Genomic DNA, 19,044 nt, shown 5'->3' on the forward strand with positions numbered 1-19,044 from the left:
GCATGCAGTCCTTTTCCAAATCTATACTGACTCTTTGTTTGGCGCTCAGCGCAAGTAGTGCCGTTTTGGCTTATGAAATCAAATCAGGTGGTGGCACCTCTGTGAGCAAAGAGGGGGCCAATGCTTACTCTTTGCCTGCGGCAAACTTGCCTATGTCAAAACGTCTCGACTTTAGTGTTGGCAACAGCTTTTTCCGTAATCCATGGGTTCAAGCTCCGGCATCTACCGACGCCCGTGATGGTCTTGGTCCCCTGTTTAACACCAACGGTTGTCAGAACTGTCACATCAAAGATGGGCGAGGTCACCCACCAGAAGAGGGGGACTTACATGCCGTTTCTATGTTGGTTCGGTTGAGCATCCCAGCCATGACTGCAGAGCAGAAAAAAGCCTATATCAAAGATGGAGTCATACCGGAGCCGACCTATGGTGGACAACTGCAAGATTTCGCGCTGCAAGACCAAACACCAGAAGGCAAGATCAACATCCGTTATACACCGGTCACGGTGACATTTAACGATGGTACCCAAGTAACGCTGCGAAAACCTGAAGTTCGGATTACCGACTTAGGCTACGGCCCAATGCATCCGCAAACCCAGTTGTCTGCTCGTGTTGCGCCGCCGATGATCGGTCTTGGTTTGCTTGAGAGCATCGCTGATGAAACGCTCATCGCTTGGGCTGACGAAAATGACGGCGATGGCGACGGGATCTCAGGAAAAGTGAATCGAGTGTGGGATGTGCGCACCAATGATTTTGCGCTAGGCCGATTTGGTTGGAAAGCAGGTCAACCCAATCTGATGCAGCAAAATGCTGCCGCGTTTAATGGTGATGTAGGGTTAACCAGCCAGTTGTTTCCTGACGAAAACTGCAGCGCGAAACAGTCAATTTGCCAAGACCTGCCAAATGGTGGTGAGCCGGAAGTGAGCGATAATATTTTGGCCTTTGTCGAATTCTATTCGCAGCACTTGGCAGTGCCAATGCGTCGAAATACCGAAGATCCACAAGTTCAACTTGGTCAGCGTTTGTTTGCTCAAGCTGGGTGCGACAGTTGTCACAAGCCCAAAGTCATCACTGCGAAGCGAGACGCATTGCCTGCGCTTTCCGAGCAGACGATTCACCCTTATACCGATTTGTTGCTGCATGATATGGGACCAGGTTTGGCGGATAATCGCCCTGAGTACTTGGCAAATGGTCAAGAATGGCGGACACCACCGCTGTGGGGAATTGGCTATACCCAAGAGGTCAATGGCCACACCCATTTTCTTCATGACGGTCGGGCTCGCAATTTGATGGAGGCGGTGCTTTGGCACGGTGGTGAGGCGCAAACTGCTCAGCAGACAGTGTTAACCTTCAATCAAAATGAGCGTGAAGCGTTAATCGCGTTTCTCAACTCTTTATAGGATATAAGATGAAACCACAACGTATCTTGATCAGCACACTCTTCGCTGCTGCCTTGTTAGGTTGTCAAACCTCAAGTAATCAAGCCTTGATGGCTGAGCAAACCAATCACGTTAGTCAAAACGTTTATCAACAACAGGTTGAGTTCGCGAACCAGCTCAATAATCAGGCACAGCAGCTCTCCCAAGTACTCGCTGATTATTGTTATCAGCGCACGGATATGGAAACCGTGAGACTGCAATGGCAGCAGACGATGCTGAGTTGGATGGCACTGCAAGGTCAAGAGCGAGGCCCACAAGCGGCGCTAGCACAAAGTTGGAATATGCAATTCTGGCCCGACAAGAAGAATACCACTGGGCGTAAAATGCAGCGCTTGATTGCCTCAGATGTGAACTGGACTCAAGCGGAGATCGCTCAGCAAAGCGTCACAGTTCAAGGACTGGGTTCGGTGGAATGGTTGCTTTACGATCCGGCTTCAGATCTTGGTACTTCGGCAAAAACGTGTCAGACCGCGATGGCCATCAGTGACAATATTCTGGCCAACAGTGCACAAATCCACCAAGCGTGGCTAGTGAACCCTTGGACCGAGCTGGATGCAAAGCAATGGCAGTCCGAGTATATCGCGCTGCTCTCAAACCAGCTGGAATACAGCATGAAAAAAATGAGTCGGCCGTTGGCGGACTTTGGCCACCCACGCCCTTATTTTGCCGAGTCATGGCGCTCAGGGACTTCGATGGACAATCTGTACGCCAATTTGGTGGCGATGCAGAAACTCTATTTCGCTCAAGGTGGTGGCTTAGATGCCATGTTGCGTGAAATGGGCAAGACGACACTGGCTGACCGCATTGCCAATCAATTTGCGATGACGATAGAGACTTGGCCGCGAGATGAAAGCCTGTTTGAGCTGTTGCAAACTAAACAGGGCTATCAAAACGCATACGCACAATTTAACAAACTAGAACAGCTTCGTTATCTCATTCATGAAGAGGTGGCGATTGAATTAGGCGTAGTTATAGGATTTAACGCAACAGATGGTGACTGATACTACGCGGCGCTCACTGCTTAAAGCAGCGCTATTAAGCGCTGCTTATCCGCTAGCAGGGTGTGTGACTACGTCGACTGACACGGCTAAGCCTGCTTTAATCGGCTGCTCTATTGCTGGTCGTGACCATTTTCACGCGGTGGTGGCGGACCAAAATGGCCATCCACTGAGAAAAGTGCCGCTACCTGAGCGAGGTCATGGTGTGGCAAGCAATCGAGCGCTAGGGCACGCTGTGGCCTTTGCTCGCCGCCCTGGTCGCTACTTTCAAGTGTTTGACTACCATAGTGGCGAGTCGATTAGGCTACGTATTGCCGCTCGCAATCGACACTATTATGGCCATGGTGTCTATTCTAACGACGGGCAGTGGCTCTATGCGACGGAGGGGGACAGCCGAACCAGTCGCGGCATCATTGGCGTCTACGATGTGTTGGCAGGCTACGACAAAGTCGCTGAATTCACCGGCTTTGGTATTGGTCCGCACGAAGTCATTGTGATGCCGGATGGGAGGTTAGTGATTGGCGTAGGCGGTGTTCACACGGATGGGCGAAAGCCGCTCAACTTAGAGACCATGACTCCGAGTTTGAGCTACTTAAATCGCAATGGCGAACTGATTGAGCAAGTGGGACTGGGCGATAAAAAACTTAGCATTCGTCATCTTGCGCATGATGGGGATGAAACGGTGCTATGCGGTCAGCAATATCGGGGGCAACCCGATGCGTACCCGTCGCTGCTTGCCATGCATACATCTGGAGCCGAGTTGGTACCATTACTGGGCGAACCTGAGCAATGGGCGCGTTTCAACCATTACATCGCAAGTATCGCAGCTACTGACCAGTGGATTTTGGCTACGTCACCTCGGGGTAACTGCTATGGTATTTGGTCTAAACAAACGCGAAAACTGGTAGAACTGGCTCCGCTACCCGATGCGTCTGGTGTGGTAGTGCAAGGTGATGGGTTTAAAGTGAGCTCTGGATCGGGTCAAGTTCTATCACAGCGCGCTCCACATCATAAGCAAGCTCAACAATCTGGGATACAGTGGGACAATCACTGGTCGGTAATTACTTAATATTAATGGATAAAATTTAGACTCTGCTTAAAGTCTTAGAAAAACGTCACGCCAGCGTCATTCATCTCTGCCATACTCTTAACTAGGATGTGGGGAGATGAATCGATGCAGAAATGGACTTGCTGGCTGCTAGCACTATGCTTAATGCCTACCGCTGCGTTTTCAGGGCAGTATTTCAATCAAATCGGCTGGTTGGATCAAGACAGTCAGCTTACATCACTGTTGCAGTATCCGGCGGTCGTTGAAGATATCTATCGCAACAATGACACTCAAATGATCTGGTTTGATTTGCAGCAGAGCAGTAAGCTCGAGTTTCAACTCGAAGTGATTCAGCACGCAGGCTTCAGCCCGCTTTTTTCCCGTCAGCTGAGCTATCTCCAGTTTTACCGCAAAAGTAACCGCTGGTACGAGTACGATATTCTAGCGACCGACACCTTACTGCTGTATCTCAGCTATGCAGAACAAGCGAAAATTCGTGGTCAAGAGTGGTTTTTTCAAACCAAATTGAACCAGTCCTTATCTTTGCCGCCGAACAGTGCACTGATCGCCACGCAACGCGCGATTGCTCAGCAGCAACTGGGCGAGCTGATTGAAGTCTATACGCCCGACAATCGAGATTATCAAAAACTGGTTGATACCTATTTACACCTGATTAAGTACCAAAAACTCGATGTCGCGCCCTACCGACAACAAGGTCTAAAACGGGTGGGAGATCCACTCAATGATAGAGATGTTTTACTGCAGCGACTTGCGATGGTGGACGTCAGTTTGCTTGACGTGCGTAAAGATGTGAGTTGGTACGACCAATCCTTGTTATCGGCGGTTAAGCAGTTTCAACAACTTCACGGACTTGAAGCTGATGGCATTATCGGCCCTGATACAGTTAGATGGCTCAACCTACCGATTGAAAAACGTTTAGCGACGTTAGCGATCAACGCGGAGCGAGTTCGCTATTGGCCCACTCAACGTGACACCATAATTGTGGTCAACGTACCGAGTTTTCAAATGAGATATTGGTCGTCGGGGCAAGAGGTGTTTCATTCTAAAGTCGTGGTCGGAAAAAAAGCCCGTCCCACTCCGGTAATGAATACCAAACTAGACTCGTTAATTCTCAATCCCACTTGGAATATTCCGTGGAAAATCATGGTAGAGGACATTATTCCCAAAGTTCAGCAAGATAAGCAGTATCTGGCTAAGCAAAATATAAAAATCATCCCTAAATGGGGCTCAAGCGAGGTCATCGATCCGAATGACATCGACTGGGATACATTGAGGCCCACCGCCTTTCCTTATCGCATGACCCAGTTATCAGGTAATGCTAACGCGCTTGGCTTGTATAAATTCAATACGCCCAATCGACGTGCTATCTATTTGCACGACACGCCGAGCAAGAGCTTATTTGCTCAGAATCAACGCGCCTTTAGCTCCGGTTGCATTCGGGTTGAACATGCAGATGTGTTTGCCAGCTTGCTGTTAGAGTCGCAAGGTTTACAAGTCGAGTCTTCACAACTGGAGCCACTTCCCAACCAATCTATTCCGCTCAAGAGCCGGATACCCGTTCATATCATTTATCAAACGGCATGGTTTGAAGAGGGGGCAGTTCATTACCGGGAAGATATTTACCGCTTTGACAGATCCAGTTACACAAAAGGCTAGATTGACAAAATCTTTACCTTTATTTGCGGTTGGCTATTTTTCTTGAATGTTCAATAAGTAAGCAGATATACCTGCGATTGATACCACTTTGAGCACGCTTTATGCATTTGCACTTCACTGGAGAGTTCGGTAGTGTCGCCTGCCGAATATGTAGCAACTCAATACAGTGAAGGTAAAAGATTGTGGCGTTATCCCGACGAGATTTCTTAAAACTATCCGCAAGTGGCATAGTCATAGCAAGTTGTACGCCGAGTATCGCATTGGCTTCTTACGCAGGACGACCGCGTTCACTTGCATTAACCAACTTGCATACCCAAGAAGCACTAGAAACCTGTTACTTTGATGGCGCGCAGTATGTGTCGCGCGAGTTACGTCGTCTTAACCATTTATGTCGCGATTTTAGACGTAACGAAGTCCATCCGATGGACAAACGGTTGTTTGATCAAATCAGCTTGATTCAAACCGAACTTGGAGTCGATGCAGAAGTGCAGATCATTTCTGGTTATCGTTCGCCTGCCACCAATGAAGCACTGCGTGGCCGCTCAAGTGGCGTTGCCAAAAAGAGCTATCACATGCTGGGTCAGGCGATAGATTTTCGCCTAGATGGTGTTGACCTTAAACGTGTGAGAGATGTGGCTCGCGAACTCAAGTTTGGTGGGGTGGGCTATTATCCGCGCAGTAACTTTATTCATATTGATACTGGCCCAGTTCGCTATTGGGCGTAGTTGATGGCGTCGTCGAGTTGTCAAATGGGCCGTCAAATGTCATAGTTCTGCCAGTTTAGAAATATCTCAAGGTTTCCCTATGTCGTTAAAATACCAAGTCGTCCCTGTGACGTCATTTTCTCAAAACTGCTCGATCGTCTGGTGTGATGAGACGATGGAAGGCGTTGTAGTAGACCCTGGCGGTGATGTAAAGCAGTTGGCGACCCTTATCCAAGAGTTAGGGGTGAAAGTGGTGAAATTGGTGCTCACGCATGGCCATCTTGACCATGTTGGCGGCACAGAGCCATTGGCACAAGCGTTGGGTGGTGTGGAAATCGTTGGCCCACACAAAGCAGACAACTTTTGGCTGCAGGGTTTAGAGGGGCAGAGTCAGATGTTTGGCTTCCCTTTAACCCAAGCCTTTGAGCCAAACCAGTGGTTAGACGAGGGTGACCAAGTTCATTTTGGTCAGCAGGTGCTTAATGTCATCCATACTCCTGGTCATACCCCTGGTCACGTGGTTCTGTTTAGCCAAGAAGCGAAGTTAGCTTTCGTTGGCGATGTGCTATTCAATGGTTCTGTCGGTCGAACGGATTTCCCTAAAGGGGACTTCGACACACTGATCTCCTCGATTAAGACCAAGCTTTGGCCGCTGGGGAATGACGTGCGTTTTGTACCGGGGCATGGTCCAGAATCAACCTTTGGTCGAGAGCGCGCCAGCAACCCGTTTGTAGCCGATGAAATGCCGCTCTACTAAAATATCAGTCATTAACAGGGCCGCATTTCGCGGCCCTGTTAGTTTTTCAGCATATCGTCGAGCTCTGGTTCTGCAGCGGCCAAATATCGCCGTGCCAAACCAACGAACTCTTCCGGCTCACGGTCTAAATCCTGCGCAGCAATAAAAATATCGTAATCAAAGTAGCGTCGTTGATAACGCATGCGATTGGCCAGCATCGCTTGCAGCCCTTTAAACTCTTCGCCCTCTGCATTGGTGTACACTGACGAGTCAAGCACCATATCTTCGAACTGTTCACCTTGTTTATTTTGGCGAGCGCCTAAATAGAGTAGGGCTCGCTGGCCGAGCAGAATCTCGGTCGCTATACGTGGGCATATGCTATTCAAATAGGGCGAGTAGTGCTTGAGCTTAATGCCTATCCACGGCAATGGTTGATGCCAGCCGTCTTGGTTGTAAGTACAGATACCAATCTTTTGAATGTTGTTCCATTTGACCACCCAGCCGCCTTTAAACAAATGTTGCTGAAAGTGCGTCGCGGTCAGGGTAAATTTCACGGTGCTTTTTAAAATCAACAGGTAGCCAAACCCGAGTAGGCAGACAATGGCGACGATCGTGAGCAGTGCTTGTTGCCAACCCGGAGCATATAACATCAGGAACAGGCTGCCGATGGCAAGAATACCCGACATCCATCGCACGGTAATGGACGAAAAAACAAAAGGTTGATTGGTTAGGTGTACGGTTTGCATAGGTCTCGGCTCAATAGGGTTAAACCTCTGTTTATATAATCAGTAGTCGAATAATCGATCACATTCAATGCTGATTAAATTGTAGCCTGATGCCAGCATATCGAGCATTTTTGTGGCATAAAGCCGCAGATGCCCTGTAAATTCAGCGAGAAATTTGCTATAAATCGCGCTTCAAATTTTCACCACTGCTACGTATGCAGTGAAATGGAGAAATACTCGATGAGACTTGCTCATAAGCGTAAAGTGCAGCTTAAGCTGCAAAAGCGCATTAAAGCGACAGTTGCAAACGTAGAGGCAACACAGAAAGCGAAGCCTGCAGTTGAGAAAAAAGTGGCGGCGAAGCCAGCCGCTGAAAAAGTAGTAGCAGCGGTAAAAACAACCAACATTGCTTTGACTCCAAAGCAGCAACAAGTACTCGATATCGTGGCTAAACAAGCAGACGGTATCAATCCGAAAGGTATCGGCCTAGAAGCGGGCCAAGACGAAGCGAAAGCGGCCTCTTGGGCGACGGGTGCTCTTAAAAAACTGCTTGAAGAAAACTTGGTAGTGAAAGAGCAACTGGCTGGTAACAAAGTGATCTACAAAGCCGTTTAAGCGTCGCTTTTTGGCCTGCTATCGCGGCAAATAGCTTTAGAAAGCCCTGACTTGGTCAGGGCTTTTTCAATTTTACAATCAGTTATTAATATCTTTGTCACATTTACTTCAAAAGACCTCGGATCCTCTCTCGCGTTTGTCACTACGTATTTTTTCAAAAGCGAATAAAGTATCTTGGTTTGTTATCTTGATGTTTTATATATAGATGATTTTTAGGGCGGGCTTATATTCTACGTACTTATACGTACGCCTTTGGTCTAACTTTTCGATTCCTTGTTAAATTTTATCCGTGTTCACGCTGATTTCATCTTTATCAATGATGGATCATTCTTTAATCGCTAAAGAACATATCTGAAAAGGTATGACCCGTTAACAAAGGACGTGAACATGAGTGTTATTAAAAAATCGCTAAAACGAGTTTTTAAAGGAACCGCTATGGCAGCTGCTCTGGCTGTAATGGCAACCTCTGCTTCTGCAGCGGAAAAAGTTTATCGCTTAAAGCTGGCTGAAACGTGGGGTCCAAATTTCCCTATTTTTGGTGATGCGACTAAAAATATGGCGAAGATGGCGGAAGAGATGTCGAATGGTCGACTTCAAATTCGTATCGACTCGGCAAACAAGCACAAAGCGCCACTAGGTGTTTTTGATATGGTTAAATCTGGCCAGTACGATATGGGCCACTCGGCTTCTTACTACTGGAAGGGTAAAGTGCCAAACACTTTGTACTTCACCTCAATGCCATTTGGTATGCTGCCTACCGAGCAATACGCTTGGTTCTACTACGGCGGTGGCATGGAGTTGATGGAAAAAGTCTATGCACCACATAACCTACTCTCATTCCCTGGCGGTAACACTGATACCCAGATGGGTGGTTGGTTCCAGAAAGAGATCAACTCAGTTGAAGACCTTCAAGGTTTGAAAATGCGTATCCCTGGTTTTGCGGGTGAAATCCTTGCAGAGCTTGGCGCTAAACCAACCAACATCGCCCCAGGTGAGCTTTACACCTCGCTTGAACGTCGCACGATTGATGCGCTAGAGTGGGTTGGTCCATCGCTAGACTTGCGTATGGGTTTCCACAAAATCGCCCCTTACTACTACACCGGTTGGCATGAGCCTGCAACCGAGCTTCAGTTCCTAGTTAACAAGCGTGTTTGGGAGCGTCTACCTGCCGATCTGCAAGCGATTCTGCGCGTTGCAATGAAGACAGCAGCGTACGATATGTACACTCAATCTAAGCACGAAAGTGGTAAGAACTGGGCTTCGATCAAGTCAGAATACCCGAACGTAATGGTTAAAGACTTCCCTGAAGAAGTCATGACTGCACTTCGTGAAGCCAACGACCGCTTGCTGAAAGAGCACGCCGAGAAAGACGCTGTGGCAAAAGAGATCCAAGAGTCTCAAGCGAACTACCTAAGTCAGGTTCGCCCATGGTCAGACATTTCGCACCGCGCGTACTTAAACAGCCAAGCACAACAATAATAGAAATTACTGGGTGACACAGTCACCCAGTTCAAGCCCAAGAAATTTTTCATACTAAAGCGCCGTGTTGAGCGGCGCTAATTCAAAATTCCATGGAGTAGGGAATGAGAAGCCTAATATATATCGAGCGAGCGTTTAATCGCCTCGGTGACTTCCTCGGATGGTTATCGAGCATCTTGTTTATCTTGCTGCTTGCCAATGTCGTTTATGACGTGGTCATGCGCTATGCGTTCAATGATGTGTCTATAGCATTCCAAGAAATGGAATGGCACCTGTTTTCTGCGGTGTTCCTTCTCGGAATTCCTTACGCGATTAAGTCTGGCGGCCATGTTCGTGTTGACCTGTTTTACGAACGACTCTCTAACAAGGCTCAAGCGATCATCGACCTTCTTGGTACCCTGTTTTTCCTGTTTCCTTTCTGTTTGCTTGTCGCTTACTACGGCATCGACTTTGCGCGTGAGAGTTACGAGCTAGGAGAAACGTCAGGCGATCCGGGTGGTCTTCCTTACCGCTGGATCATCAAAGCCATGATCCCGCTATCGTTTTTCTTTATGGCAGTCAGTGGTGTCGGTTTGCTGCTCCACTCAATCAATAAAATTATCAACCCTCATCTCATACACGCTCACGGGCAAAAATAAGGAGACAAAAAATGGTCGGTATTGTAATGTTTTTTGTAGCCTTGTTTGCGCTACTACTTGGCTTCCCTGTGGCGTTTACCTTCGGCGGGATTGCGCTCATCTTTGGTGTTTGGGCTGAAGGCATGGATATGTTTGCTTTCATGCCATACCGCATCCAATCAATCATGGAAAACACCGTGTTGATGGCGGTGCCGCTGTTTGTGTTTATGGGGCTGGTACTGCAAAAGACTCGACTTGCAGAGCAGCTGCTAGAATCTATGGGTAAATTGTTTGGTGGTGTTCGCGGCGGGATTGCCATTTCAACGGTACTGGTTGGTGCACTGCTTGCTGCTTCAACCGGGGTTGTTGGTGCATCTGTGGTCGCTATGGGGTTAATCTCACTGCCTGTGATGCTCAAATATAACTACGACAAAGGACTGGCCTGCGGCACCATTTGTGCGTCGGGTACTTTGGGCCAAATTATTCCTCCCTCGATTGTACTTATCCTGCTTGGTGACGTGTTAGGCGTGCCAGTGGGCGACTTGTTCCAAGCCGCGCTGTGGCCTGGCTTAGTATTGGTTGGCGCGTATGTGGTGTACATCCTCATCTACGCCAAGATGAATCCAGAAGCGGCGCAGGCCATTCCGGCGGATGAGAACCTCAATCGCAGGCAAGAAGTTTTCGTGGCTCTTAAAGCGGTTATTCCGCCGTTGGCATTGATTGTGGTGGTACTCGGTTCGATTTTTGCCGGTGTTGCGACTCCAACTGAATCTGCAGCGCTTGGCGGTGCGGGTGCCATTGTTCTCGCATTCCTCTATCGCCAGTTTAGCTTCAAGATGGTGTACGAAGCGGCCAAAGAGACCGTTAAAGTAACCGCGATGGTGTTTGCTATCCTGCTGGGTGCGACGGCATTCTCTATGGCATTTACCTACACCGGAGGTGACTACTTAGTTGAAGAGTGGATGCTGCAAATTCCGGGCGAGAAGTGGGGCTTCTTGATCATCACCATGTTGGTTATCTTGGTACTGGGCTTTTTCATCGACTTCGTTGAAATTTGTTTCATCATAGTGCCAATTCTTGCGCCTGTGGCTGAGTTGCTAGGCATCAACATGACATGGTTTGCTATCTTGGTGGCGATGAACTTGCAAACATCTTTCTTAACACCGCCATTTGGCTTTAGCCTATTCTATCTTAAAGGGGTCGCGCCGAATGGGGTGACAACGAGAGATATCTATCGAGGTGTGATGCCGTTTATCGCGATTCAGGTCTTAGTGCTCGCTTCCCTGCTGGCATTCCCTGGATTCTACGGAATGTGATCGCCGAGTTACGATTTAGCAACAACTCCTGCTAAAGTGTGGCTGCTTACCTTAGAGGTAGGCAGCCTTTGTTTTTATTGGGGAAAGGAATGCCTCTACAAGCAAAACTGATACTACTGAGTTTGTTACCACTTGTGTTGGTAACCGCCCTAACCAGTTGGATTTCTATCCATCAAGCCAAAACCTTGGGTGAAAAGGAAATTCAAATATTTGAAGATGGGTTGATCCGCTCCAAAGAGACCGCGCTGAAAGACCACGTCGACCTTGCCTTTGACGCGATTGACCATATTTATAACGACATCAGCTTAGCTGAGCACGAAGCCAAACAACAAGTGAAAGAGGTGTTGAACAAGCTTCGCTATGGCAAAGATAAAGATGGTTATTTCTTTGCCTACGATGAGTTTGGCGTGAATTTAGTCCATCCGATACAGCCGGAGCTGGTGGGGCAAAACCTACTCCATATCCAAGATGAAAACGGCGATCATCTGATTGAGGCGCTGCTTCACCAAGCCCAAAGTGGTGGGGGCTTTCATCGCTATTTATGGCAAAAACCTTCGACAGGTGAGAACGTGCCTAAGCTAAGCTACGCAGCCTGGCTTGATAAGTGGAACTGGATGGTTGGAACGGGGCTCTATATTGAAGACATCACCAACGAAGTGGCGAACCTAAAATCGGAAGTCAACCGCAACATTGAGACGACGTTCTTCTCGGTGATCGTTATCATGAGTGTGACCGTAGGGGTAATAGTGGTTATTACACTGGCCGTGAATCTGCACGAACACCGCCTTGCAGACAAGAGCTTAAAAGAGTTAGCGCACAAAACCGTCATGTTTCAGGAGGATGAGAAAAAACATCTGGCCAGAGAGCTCCATGATGGAATCAACCAGCTGTTGGTGTCGAGCAAGTGTCATCTCGAGTTATTGGCGAACAAAATTGAGGATGCGCCGCTTAAGCAGCATCTTGCCCAGTCGCAACAGTCGTTGATGACGGCCATTAATGAAGTGAGGCATATTTCACACAATTTACGCCCTAGTGCTCTGGATGATATTGGACTGGAAGCGGCATTAAACAGTTTACTGCTAGACTTTAAAGCACACTCAGGCATCGATGTGGAAGCGACGCTAAAGACTCAGCCTTCACCAAAGTTACAATCTGAAGTTGCGACAACCCTATATCGCGTCGCCCAAGAGTCTTTAACCAACATAGAGAAGCATTCTCACGCAGGTAAGGTGAGTATGATTCTGCAGCAGATGGGCAGCATGCTGCAATTGATCATTCGTGATGATGGCGTTGGCTTCGAGGTCAATGCGACGATGAGAAAGAGCGGTATTGGTCTGCGTAACATGCGTGAGCGAGTAGAATTTATCGGTGGTGAACTTGATATTGAGAGCGAGCCTGGATTGGGCACTGAAATCACTGTATTGCTAGAGTTGGACGGATTAGTTTATGGATAAACCGATTAAAGTCGTGATCGTTGATGATCATCAAGTGGTATTAGACGGTTTTAAAGCACGTCTTCAAACTGAGCCCGAAATTGATGTCGTAGGTTGCGCAAGCAACGGCGTCGAAGCCATTGATGTGGTTAAAGCACTTCAGCCCGATGTGGTGCTGATGGACGTCAGTATGCCTTTGATGAACGGCATTGATGCCACGCAAGTCATCAAAGACTCGATGCCTGATGTTAAAGTGCTGATGTTGACTATGCATGACAATCGCGAGTACATCATGAAAGTGATGCAGGTCGGCGCTGTGGGTTACATGCTCAAAGAAATCTGTGCCCAACGTATGGTGCAGGCGATTAAAACCGTCTACCAAGGTTCCACCTATTTTTGTGAATCAGTGACTCAAACTCTGTTTTCTCAAGAGGTGATACCGGCAGCGCAGAAGCCTAATCCATTAAGTCGGCGTGAAGAGGCGATTTTAAAGTTGGTCGCAGAGGGCAACAGCAGTAAAAAAATTGCGTCGCTACTTAACATCAGTTATCGCACGGTCGAGACCCATCGTCAAAATATCAAACACAAGCTGGATCTTCATAGTACTGCCGAGTTGGCTAAGTATGCAGTAGAGCAAGGGATTGTGGCTTAAATCTTTGATTATTTTGTCGTGACGACAACAAATCAGAATTGCTCCTTCTGGCGGTTAGTGTGTATAAGCGTGTCCCAACTCGCTTATACGGACTCAACAGCAGATGAACCCACTTATCGATGCGCTTTTTACCCATGGTTACTATGTTTGGGACGACTTTCTCACAGCCGATGAAGTCGGGCAACTGCGTGATTGTATCCCTGAAGAGTGGAAAAAGGCACGCATTGGTCGCAACGACGATGTTATGCGTGCAGCATCAATTCGCAGTGATAAGATTCAGTGGTTGAGCCCTAGCATGGGGGAGCCTGTTAGCGCCTATCTGGACAAGATGGAACAAATCCGTCTCGCAGCTAATCGACACTTCTTCCTTGGTCTGTTTGAATATGAAGCCCACTTTGCGAAATACGAGCAAGGGGACTTTTACCAAAAGCATCTCGATAGTTTTAAAGGCAATGAAAACCGCCGTCTGACCACGGTGCTCTATATGAATGATGAATGGCAGTCAGAGGATGCTGGAGAGTTGGTTATCTATGACCTTCAAGATAGAAAACTCGCCACAATAGAACCGAAAGCGGGCCGGTTGCTGGTGTTCTTCTCAGAGCAGTTTCCGCATGAAGTATTGCCAACCAATAAAGAGCGTTACAGTATCGCCGGTTGGTTCCGCGTTAACGGTGTAAGCGGAAACCAACTCGACATCGCGAACTAAATGCAGAAGTGACAGTTCTCTTGGTTAGGACCGTATAAGCCTTGGCGACTCGCTAGGTGCTTTTTCCCTTCTTCTTGACCCATGTTATAGCCTTGCTCAAGCAAGGCTTTATCCATGGTTAAGCGCTTAACCGCATAGCTTTCTGGTGGCGCAATCACACGTACGATCGCATCTTTAGGCGGTTGGCGGATGAACTCAAGCGATTGATTGTAGCGTTTAGCACGTTCGGCCATGGCTTGGCCGATCATTGGATATCTTTTTAACAGTCCCTTAAACAGCAGCGCACTTCTGCGTTCTGGCATTTGGTAACTCAATGGATGAGACAAGACAACCGTGATCTCTTTTGCGCCTCGTTGGTAAGCTTCAATCACCGGAATCGAGTCGGCGACGCCCCCATCTGTGTAGCATTGTCCTGAGAAACAGGGTGTTTCCTTGTAAACGATAGGTAGTGCGCAGGTGGCTTCTAGCACTTGCTCAAGGTTGGTCGGCGTTAGCGCGTAATAGTCCGCCTTTCCTGTCGCTACATTGGTGGTGGTCGCAAATAGTGGAGTGTTGCTAAACAGTGCCTTCTTGTCGAGTGGGTATGTTTGCTCAGAGTGATGCACCAACCATTTCACATCGACAAGATTACCTCCTTTGAGAAAGCGTTTTGGACTGTAAAACTGTGCATCGGTTGCTAGGCGTGTGATGACCTGATAACTGCGGCGAGGTTGTTTGGCAAGAAAGCTAACCAAGTTTGATGCACCAGCAGATACGCCAATGGCAAGATCATAAGGGTTATAGTCATTGGCTAAAAAAAAATCCAAGACACCTGCCGCAAAGATCCCTCGCATTGCACCCCCTTCAACAACAATCGCTTTCATTCTAACTCCTAGCATTAACAATCAGAGTTTATAGTCTATTGATGGGCAAAGGACTTTGAAAATGGATGATATATATCACTGTGATAGAGCATTTCTATTGATAGAAAACACTAATCTGATTAATAGACATGCTCATAGTTTGTTCATATCAAGCATGGCATACCATTGATAAACAGTAAGTTAAAAAATAATCTGTATTTATATACAGTGCTTATTGCATATATCATTTACTCTACTATACTGTTTATAAATACAGGTAAAAGGAGGTGTGTATGTTGTTAGAAACCATCGAACGTGTAAACCGCCTACGCCAACAAGCGCTCAATGATCCTAAGTTTCTTAACTCTGCAAAAGAGCACGAGAAGGCGTTGCAGTCGCAAACTCATTATTACTCTCAGTCGAGAGCGAAACCGCAAACACGTAAAGAGCGACGTTTGGCAGACATTTATCAACAAACGGAGTTTGGCCAGCCAAGTGATGGCAGCACGCATTAGGGTAAACGGTGATAGAATTTTGGCAGTTGAGCTACAGGTAGGAGATGAACTATCTGTAGCTCTTGCCTACTAAAGTCCGGGTACTTCTATATTGGTTGAAGTCGCTATTTGGTAGTAGAGGTCCAAGTGTTCATTAAGGTGCTGGAATACTTCGTTATCCAGGAGCTGATCGTCAACCATCGGTTTAATGATTTCGACTATTTCTTGTGTTGTTAATCGCTTGCGGTAAGGCCTATCTTGTGACAAAGCTTGGAATATATCTGCGACAGCGATAATTCGAGAAGGTAAATCTAACTCTTGCGCGGTTTTATTGTAGGGATACCCACTTCCATTTAGTCTCTCGTGGTGATTGGCAGCCCACTCGCCAATCTTTGAACATGGGAATACCATCTGCAAGGCAATTTCAGTATCAATTGTGTGGCGTTTGATATGGATGTATTCTTCGGTCGTCAATTTGCCCGGCTTGTGGAGTATGTCATCAGGCGTTCGTAGCTTGCCGATGTCATGAACAAGCCCAGAAACATAGAGCATACGTGCGGTATGCTTGGGTAAGTTAAGCCCTTGAGCTAAATAAAAACAGAGCTCTGCAACTTTTAGAGAATGAAGGTAAGTGAACGGACTTTTAGCATCGACGATCCCCGCGATAAAGCGGCCCAATTGAATCAGGTCGTGCATCGATAAGTCTCTTTGCAGCCATTCCAAGTGAGTAAAGTGCAGAGGTATCGACTCGATATGTTCAGGCTCCATCGCAAACCAAAAGCCGTCTTTTTCAACGAGCTCATTGAGTATTTTTACGTATGCTGGACGAAACAGTGTGCCGCTGTGTTTGAGCAACTCACTTGAAATAGGGTGCTTACTTAAGGTAACGAGGTCTGGATTTTCTTCACATGAATACTGCGCACGAAGGAAATCTAGTCTATCTGAGATAAAAACTAGCGCGGCGATATCTTTTTCATAGGGAGGCAGTTCGAGAGTTTCTAGCTGTTCCCAATGTGTGTGGTGATGAAGAATAATAGGTGCGAACTTGGCCAGCAAACTGCAATTGCTCAGAGCTTGAAAACCAACAGAGCAGTGAGTTTGTACATTAGATGGTGTGATTTCACTGATTAGATTTTTGTGTTCATTCGTTTGTGAAACACCACAGTCATGAATTAGCCCTGCCAAGAATGTAAACTCTTGCTTTTTTATTGGCCAATTTAACCTCTTAGCACATTCATACGCGATATATGCGACCCGATGATTGTGGTTGATGTCATCAATCCCGACGTAATCCAGAGCGCGCGCCACCCAAATCAACGCGTGCTTGAGATCCACAGAAAATGAATCAGCAATTTTTGATTTTATTTGTTCCACTGACGTCCTGCCTTGAACTGATAGCTATATAATTTTTCTATCTTTTCAAAGACTAGTTGACCATGGTGCAAATACCAGTGACGTTGCTCAAACTTACAGTATTAAATTTGGTAATTTGTAAGCAGCATGTTGAAAGGTAGCGCCACGGCGATCACTGGATCACACTGAGGCGCTAACCAGTCAGTAGATTTCTAATTCTCTAACGAAAAGACCGCCCCCTAAGTGGTAGCCTGGTCTGTTTGAGCGCATTTTTGACTCTAGGTTTGACGGTTTGAGTGTTGACGATGGGTTTAAACATTGCCGGGTCAAACGCGTCCTCTTCCATCAATTCCTTGCACAAAGAATCAATCAGCGATTTCTCGACGTCCCACATAGTAAACAGGTGAACGTAGTTAAAGATTTGCTTTTCATCATCCTGATCGCACTCTTTTGGTGCTGAAATTGTCTCCTTTGCCAAAGAGTAGCGGAAAATAATATCTTCATTTGGCTGCAAGAAGATCAGTGACAGCGAAAGCGGTGTGCGTTGCAGTCGCAAATCTAACCCCTTAGCTCGCCAATGCTCAGCAACGATGCCCAACTGCTCTTGAGCATACTGCGCGACCTCTTGGCCTTTCATGGCCATTTCTATCTGATCGCTATAGCTATTTCGGGTGAAGTATTCCCAAAGCACCAAGGGAGAAAGCCCGTTTCTTGAGCCAGCAAAAGTTGTGTCGGGTGAGCCAATATACTCAGGGTTGTCAGGAGGAGAGACCATAAATTTCTGTTTGGTCATATAAACACCGGTTGGCCAAGGTGCTCCCGGCCACTTGTGTCCGCTGGTTACGATCGAGTGTACCATTGGGTTTCTAAAATCGAATTCTGGTCCGGTATAGCCTCCATTTTCTGCAAAAAATGGCTGATATTCTGGACACTCCTTGGCCATTTTTATGAAGGGTAGGTAGCTCGCGCCAAGTGCACCATCAATGTGCAGCCAAAAGCCGGTACGTGTCTCATAGCCGCTGTTTGGATCGTCTGGGTCTACAAGGACCTCTCTTTTCCATAACCCATTGCGCTTTAGAATAGGCTCGAGGCGCTGCGTTATGGTATCCACGTCATCATAAGCGCCTTTAAAGGTCGTTCCACAGTTGAGCACTAACAGGATGGGATGACCTTCTTTGGCAAAAAACTCAACGTATTTAGTTAGATGCTCTACATCTATGGCACCACTACTGACGTAGAGACCGTCCGATGGCGGTGTAGAAGCTACTTCACTCGGCCATGGTTGGCCGGGCTCTACTGGGTTTTGGTTCGGATAGAGTCGGTTCCCCAGATCGCCAAAGGTATCAATTTTTTCGACGGCCATCGCTTTGACAATTGAATAATGAGTATCTTCAGAGTAAAAAGCGACGGGTGTATATGCATTAGGATTGCGTTCAGGAGGGCAAGGGTGATGAGCGTAAACTTGGCAGTTACTGATCTGTTCGCCATCCTTAGTTACGCTGCGAACCTCCTCTTCGAGAAGCATTACCCCACTTAGATAGTCTCGAGCATTGAGCATCGCATAGAGGTTTCCCTCGGTACTTCCCATTGTTAAAACGTAGCCCCAATAGCTCTCAGGATCGCCTTCCTGGAACTGGCCGTTTTCATCGATGTATGGGCCTTGCGAGGGCCATTTGGCGTTCCAAAGCGAGGCATAATAATCCAAAACCGAGCGCTCGATACATTTGGAGTTGATGGTGTAATTACCATTAACAAAAGGGTCGCCGACATTGTTCAAACTGACGTCAAGAAAGCGAGATAATTGCTTCTCGTACTCAATATTCTCTTCTGTTTGGTAACCCAAAAACCGGGATTTCTGCGCATCTACATAGGAGAGCAACTGCTGATAAACGCTCTCTTGCTCTGTGTTGTTTTGACCAATTGGTGGAATTTCGACGTCGAAACCGTTGACGGCTTGTTCGGTGTAGTGGAAGTCGTAGTTGCGCTCTGCATATATCTCAATGGGATTGGCGCTGGGTGCTGAGATGTGAGTCACGGCAAACTCGGGGACTTGGTTCTCCCAGGGAATTCGACTCGGTCCAAAGGGTATTTTGTTGTTACTCATTTTTTGCTCCAGGGTTTTTATCTCTAGTATCAGGAACAAGCGGCGAGAGAGTTTTTCGCCACCTAGCCAACGCGAAATAGACGCGTACAGCAGACTATAGACACCCTAA

18 protein-coding genes are annotated in these 19,044 nt (G+C 47.3%); 14 read left to right on the top strand and 4 right to left on the bottom strand.

Going from position 1 to position 19,044, the window contains the following annotated elements:
• Positions 1-2 precede the first annotated feature (2 nt).
• The 6 genes from MTO69_RS05730 to MTO69_RS05755 all read left to right on the top strand — a co-directional run bounded on the left by MTO69_RS05730 (position 3) and on the right by MTO69_RS05755 (position 6,620).
• Complete coding sequence (locus tag MTO69_RS05730) at positions 3-1,397, top strand: di-heme oxidoredictase family protein (RefSeq protein WP_248331943.1); 1,395 nt, start codon at positions 3-5, stop codon at positions 1,395-1,397.
• Positions 1,398-1,405: 8 nt separating this feature from the next.
• Positions 1,406-2,437: an imelysin family protein gene (locus MTO69_RS05735; RefSeq protein WP_248331945.1), complete on the top strand. Its 1,032-nt coding sequence runs from the start codon at positions 1,406-1,408 to the stop codon at positions 2,435-2,437.
• Positions 2,427-3,503 (top strand): DUF1513 domain-containing protein, encoded by a 1,077-nt coding sequence (locus MTO69_RS05740; RefSeq protein WP_248331947.1) that lies wholly within the window; start codon positions 2,427-2,429, stop codon positions 3,501-3,503. Before MTO69_RS05735 ends, MTO69_RS05740 begins: the two co-directional genes overlap by 11 nt.
• Before the next feature lie 105 nt (positions 3,504-3,608).
• Positions 3,609-5,159: a L,D-transpeptidase family protein gene (locus MTO69_RS05745; RefSeq protein WP_248331949.1), complete on the top strand. Its 1,551-nt coding sequence runs from the start codon at positions 3,609-3,611 to the stop codon at positions 5,157-5,159.
• A 182-nt stretch (positions 5,160-5,341) separates the two neighbouring features.
• Positions 5,342-5,884 (top strand): YcbK family protein, encoded by a 543-nt coding sequence (locus MTO69_RS05750; protein ID WP_248331951.1) that lies wholly within the window; start codon positions 5,342-5,344, stop codon positions 5,882-5,884.
• 79 nt (positions 5,885-5,963) lie between these two features.
• Positions 5,964-6,620 carry an MBL fold metallo-hydrolase gene (locus tag MTO69_RS05755; RefSeq protein ID WP_248331953.1) on the top strand — a complete coding sequence of 219 codons (657 nt, stop codon included), beginning with the start codon at positions 5,964-5,966 and terminating at the stop codon, positions 6,618-6,620.
• A 38-nt stretch (positions 6,621-6,658) separates the two neighbouring features.
• Here MTO69_RS05755 and MTO69_RS05760 read toward each other — a convergent pair whose 3' ends face one another.
• Complete coding sequence (locus tag MTO69_RS05760; RefSeq protein WP_248331955.1) at positions 6,659-7,345, bottom strand: DUF2982 domain-containing protein; 687 nt, start codon at positions 7,343-7,345, stop codon at positions 6,659-6,661.
• 219 nt (positions 7,346-7,564) lie between these two features.
• Here MTO69_RS05760 and MTO69_RS05765 point away from each other — a divergent pair, with 219 nt between their 5' ends.
• From MTO69_RS05765 to MTO69_RS05795, 7 genes are all read left to right on the top strand, one after another.
• Positions 7,565-7,939, top strand: coding sequence for a MarR family transcriptional regulator (locus tag MTO69_RS05765; protein WP_248331957.1), 375 nt, complete (start codon positions 7,565-7,567; stop codon positions 7,937-7,939).
• A gap of 387 nt (positions 7,940-8,326) precedes the next feature.
• Positions 8,327-9,418 carry a TRAP transporter substrate-binding protein gene (locus MTO69_RS05770; protein ID WP_248331959.1) on the top strand — a complete coding sequence of 364 codons (1,092 nt, stop codon included), beginning with the start codon at positions 8,327-8,329 and terminating at the stop codon, positions 9,416-9,418.
• Between the two features lie 104 nt (positions 9,419-9,522).
• Positions 9,523-10,056, top strand: a complete 534-nt coding sequence (locus MTO69_RS05775; RefSeq protein WP_248331961.1) for a TRAP transporter small permease subunit — start codon at positions 9,523-9,525, stop codon at positions 10,054-10,056.
• 11 nt (positions 10,057-10,067) lie between these two features.
• Entirely contained in the window at positions 10,068-11,351 is a 1,284-nt protein-coding gene (locus tag MTO69_RS05780; protein ID WP_248331963.1) for a TRAP transporter large permease, read from the top strand.
• Between the two features lie 89 nt (positions 11,352-11,440).
• Positions 11,441-12,805: a cache domain-containing protein gene (locus tag MTO69_RS05785; RefSeq protein ID WP_248331965.1), complete on the top strand. Its 1,365-nt coding sequence runs from the start codon at positions 11,441-11,443 to the stop codon at positions 12,803-12,805.
• Positions 12,798-13,436: a response regulator gene (locus MTO69_RS05790; RefSeq protein WP_248331967.1), complete on the top strand. Its 639-nt coding sequence runs from the start codon at positions 12,798-12,800 to the stop codon at positions 13,434-13,436. The genes MTO69_RS05785 and MTO69_RS05790 overlap by 8 nt, the downstream gene beginning before the upstream one ends.
• 103 nt (positions 13,437-13,539) lie before the next feature.
• Entirely contained in the window at positions 13,540-14,142 is a 603-nt protein-coding gene (locus MTO69_RS05795) for a 2OG-Fe(II) oxygenase (protein ID WP_248331968.1), read from the top strand.
• Here the strand turns inward: MTO69_RS05795 and MTO69_RS05800 are convergent.
• A complete protein-coding gene (locus tag MTO69_RS05800; protein ID WP_248331970.1) occupies positions 14,139-15,005 on the bottom strand; it encodes a patatin-like phospholipase family protein in 867 nt (288 codons plus the stop codon). The genes MTO69_RS05795 and MTO69_RS05800 overlap by 4 nt on opposite strands.
• 272 nt (positions 15,006-15,277) lie before the next feature.
• Between MTO69_RS05800 and MTO69_RS05805 the strand changes: the two genes are divergently transcribed.
• Positions 15,278-15,499, top strand: a complete 222-nt coding sequence (locus tag MTO69_RS05805; protein WP_248331972.1) for a hypothetical protein — start codon at positions 15,278-15,280, stop codon at positions 15,497-15,499.
• A gap of 69 nt (positions 15,500-15,568) precedes the next feature.
• On the opposite strand, the gene MTO69_RS05810 is transcribed toward MTO69_RS05805, so the two are convergent.
• Positions 15,569-16,852, bottom strand: a complete 1,284-nt coding sequence (locus MTO69_RS05810; RefSeq protein WP_248331974.1) for an HD-GYP domain-containing protein — start codon at positions 16,850-16,852, stop codon at positions 15,569-15,571.
• 199 nt (positions 16,853-17,051) lie between these two features.
• Positions 17,052-18,935 carry a pyridoxal-dependent decarboxylase gene (locus tag MTO69_RS05815; protein ID WP_248331976.1) on the bottom strand — a complete coding sequence of 628 codons (1,884 nt, stop codon included), beginning with the start codon at positions 18,933-18,935 and terminating at the stop codon, positions 17,052-17,054.
• Positions 18,936-19,044: the final 109 nt, after the last annotated feature.

The organism is Vibrio sinaloensis, assembly GCF_023195835.1.
In the GTDB taxonomy this organism is placed as follows: Bacteria; Pseudomonadota; Gammaproteobacteria; order Enterobacterales; family Vibrionaceae; genus Vibrio; species Vibrio sinaloensis_C.